This window comes from Dietzia timorensis (assembly GCF_020742175.1).
GTDB classification, from domain to species: Bacteria; Actinomycetota; Actinomycetes; order Mycobacteriales; family Mycobacteriaceae; genus Dietzia; species Dietzia timorensis_A.
The window spans coordinates 1-3,395 of sequence record NZ_DYXM01000155.1; the positions used below are offsets into that span (position 1 = coordinate 1).

Consider the following 3,395-nt stretch of genomic DNA (forward strand, 5'->3'; position numbering starts at 1 on the left):
ATCCTCATCGTGTGGGACAAGCTTTTCGGCACGTTCGAGCCGGAGGATGCGCGGGTCGTCTATGGGCTGACGAAAAACATCGACACCTTCAACCCGGTACGGGTGTTCGGCACCGAGTGGATTGCGATCGCGCGCGATGTCGCGGTATCGGAGTCGTGGCGCGAACGCTGGTCGTTCCTGCTGCGCGGTCCGGGCTGGGCTTACGACAACCGGCGGTCCACGGGATAGCGGGGCTTCTAGGCCCCGAAGTGGTTTTCCGGCTAACCGCCGACAGTGACCGCCTCGAACACGACGATCCAGATGGCGATGTGGTGCAGCCCGGCGGCGACGATCGTCGCAGCGTGGAAGACCTCGTGGAAACCGAACCAGCGCTCGCTGGGGTTCGGCCATTTGAGCGCATAGCCGAGCGCGCCCAGCGAGTAGATCGCGCCACCGACGAGGATCAGCACCATCGCCGGGACCGTTAGCCCCTCGATGAGCCCACCAAGGTCGAACACGGCGATCCAGCCGAGCACGAGGTAGACGGTGACCGACAGCCACCTGGGGTGATCGATCCACACGACATTGAGTGCGACGGCGAGCAGTGCCGCGATCCAGCACACCCCGAGAATGATGAACCTCTGCGGGCTGTCGGAAGCTCCGATAAAGACCGGTGTGTAGGTGCCTGCGATGAACACGGCAATAGCGGCATGGTCGGCGCGGCGCCAGGCGACTACGGCGCGTTCACTGCGCCAGGGGAATCGGTGATACGTCGCGGAGGTGGCGAGCATCCCGACGAGGCACAGCGAATATATGACGACGGCGAACGTCAGCCACGACGCCCGAGACGTCGCGGCGGCGAAGGCGATGAGCGCAACGCCGGAGCCGCCGAAGAACCATGCGGCTTCGGAGTGCAGATGACCGCGCAATTGGGGCCTTGGCCCTCGGTCGAACACGGGTGGCTTGAAACGGGATTTCACTGCACTCCTTCTTCGCCGAGGTAGTTGTGTACGTTCTTTAACTTTGCCACTGCGGGCTCGTGCGCGGGGAGAAAGGTGACAGGAACGACCGAACGCGGCCCCTCCTGGTGAAGGGGCCGCGTTCTTTTACAGGCCAACGGTGGTCCTGCGAGCTAGTCGTTGTTGAAGATTGCGAGGAGGCGGAGGATCTCGGTGTAGAGCCAGACGATGGTCACGGCGAGACCGAGGGCGACGCCCCACGCCATCTTCGCAGGCGCTCCGGCGCGGACGAGCTTGTCGGCGTTGTCGAAGTCCATGAGGAACGAGAACGCCGCGAGGCCGATGCACACGAGCGAGAAGATGATGGCGATCGGTCCGCCGTCACGCAGCGGGTTGAAGCCGAAGAACATCGCTGCAACGAAGTTGATCAGCGCCATTAGCGCGACGCCGATGATGGCGGCGGTCATGAAGCGGGTGAACCGCGGGGTCACGCGGATCGCGCCGGTCTTGTACACGAACAGCATGCCTGCGAACACGGCGATCGAGGCGATGATCGCCTGGAACACGAGCGTCGGGATCGAGGCTCCGGCAACGCCGTACGCCGACGGGATCACTAGCGAGAACGCACCGACGAAGAGGCCTTCGAACGCCGCGTAGATCAGCGTGACGGGCGCGGAGCCCATCTTCTTGCCGAACGTCGCGACGAGCACGGTGATAAACCCGCCGATGCCTCCGACCAAAAGGAACGGAAGCGCTAGTCCCGGGTTGTTCTGCGAAAGGAAGAACGCGACCGCGCCGAGCGCGACGATAATGCCGAGCGTCATCGCCGACTTGGTGACGACGTCGTCAATCGTCATCGGCCGCTCGCTGGCCGGCGCCTGCTGCTGGTAGCCGGGCTGTTCGTACCCCTGACGGAAGGCCGCCTGCTGCGCGAACTGCTGTCCCTGGGCGAAGCCCTGGTAACTGCCCTGCTGGCCTTGCTGGCCGAAGCCACCCTGGCCACCACGCTGCGCGGTGCCGATGCCGCCGCGCTGCACCTGCTCGTTCATGTTGTTGAATACTGGATTCGAGCTTCCGAGCACTGTTCTGCCTTCCCTAGACGAGATTTATTGTCGATCTATACGTACTGATGACCAATCTACGTTCATTAGAACGACCTAAGGCGCCCAGAAGTTCCCGAGACAGGCCAGCTTGTCGAGAATTGCTTATTGCATTCTCGCGCGCCTACCCCGCCCCACGTTTACCTTCATGCATGACGTCGAAGCCTCCCGATGCTCACGCCCACCCTCGGTCGACTAGCCGTCGCCCGTTCGTCCCGGTTGCCGATCCCGTAGGCGTGAAGAAGGAACAGCTGGATCCAATCCCTACGTTCACCACCACACGTCGTACAAGTGACGGCAATGAGCAATAGAGATCGGACACGCGGGGAGTACCCGCGGCCGCTCGGCTTTAGCAGTCACCATACGGAGTCCGACACAGAAAGATCTCCGGAAACAAGGCCTCATCAACCAGTGATTACCTCAAGTTACTCGCAAATAGCGCGCCGGGCGCTCCCATCTCACGGGGCCCACGCATCAATTCCAACGCCGGAAAAGCAGCTACTGCCCCAAAGGATGGGAAAAAGCACTCTGCGCACCAAGTCCAATCGGCCAGGACCCGGTGAAACCTCCTCCCAAGACCAACTTCCAGGTCTTTTCCAACGAAGACGCCTTGACCATGGTTACATACTGCACATGGACCACCCGAACACCAGAGACGTTCTTCGAAAGTTCATGGCAGAGCGGGAATGGGGGCAATTTCACAGTGCTGAGAATCTCGCCAAATCGATAGCCATTGAAGCAGCCGAACTTCTAGAGTGCTTTCAATGGACCGCAGAGCCGGACATCGACTCCCTCCGCTTGGAACTAGCCGACGTCCTCACTTACTCATACTTGCTAGCGGATCAGCTTGAAGAAGTACCTGAAGAACTAATCCTAGAGAAGTTGGCCATTACCGAAGAGAAATATCCGGTTTCGATCGCCAAAGGACGCAGCGACAAATATGACAAGCTTTCGCATTGACCGGTTCGCATTTAATGCCGAATCGGTCGAAGCATGGGCCAAAGAAGACCCACATCATAAAAATTGGCCCGTTGTCTACACCCTTGACAACGACTCCACTATTTACATTGGCGAATCGGTAAACGGATCCGGCCGTTTACGGCAACACATAGACTCCGGCAAAAAACAAGCACTAAAATATGCACGCGTAATTGTTGATGAAACCTTCAACAAGTCGGCTTGTCTCGATCTTGAAAGCTATCTCATCCGACTTGCCGCCGGAGATGGAAAATACTCTGTCTTAAATCGGAACGAAGGAATCACAAACGCCGATTATTACAATCGGTCTCTTTACCGAGAAGTATTCCCCGATATATTTGACAGACTTCGGTCGGAAGGCCTGTTTACCCGCACGATT

At 59.1% G+C, this 3,395-nt stretch carries 4 protein-coding genes and 1 pseudogene; 3 read left to right on the top strand and 2 right to left on the bottom strand.

Annotated elements, in window-relative coordinates; translation table 11 throughout:
- Positions 1–228 (top strand): annotated as a pseudogene (locus tag K8V11_RS08360) (sterol desaturase family protein); the annotation flags it as partial.
- Between the two features lie 32 nt (positions 229–260).
- On the opposite strand, the gene K8V11_RS08365 reads toward K8V11_RS08360, so the two are convergent.
- A complete protein-coding gene (locus K8V11_RS08365) occupies positions 261–959 on the bottom strand; it encodes a hemolysin III family protein (protein ID WP_303912667.1) in 699 nt (232 codons plus the stop codon).
- Positions 960–1,111: 152 nt separating this feature from the next.
- Complete coding sequence (locus K8V11_RS08370; RefSeq protein WP_303912670.1) at positions 1,112–1,987, bottom strand: Bax inhibitor-1/YccA family protein; 876 nt, start codon at positions 1,985–1,987, stop codon at positions 1,112–1,114.
- Positions 1,988–2,671: 684 nt separating this feature from the next.
- Here K8V11_RS08370 and K8V11_RS08375 point away from each other — a divergent pair.
- Both K8V11_RS08375 and K8V11_RS08380 read left to right on the top strand, forming a co-directional pair.
- Positions 2,672–2,998, top strand: coding sequence for a nucleotide pyrophosphohydrolase (locus K8V11_RS08375; RefSeq protein ID WP_303912672.1), 327 nt, complete (start codon positions 2,672–2,674; stop codon positions 2,996–2,998).
- Positions 2,979–3,395 (top strand): GIY-YIG nuclease family protein (locus tag K8V11_RS08380; RefSeq protein WP_303912675.1); only part of this gene is annotated, 417 nt, incomplete at its 3' end. The genes K8V11_RS08375 and K8V11_RS08380, both read left to right, overlap by 20 nt.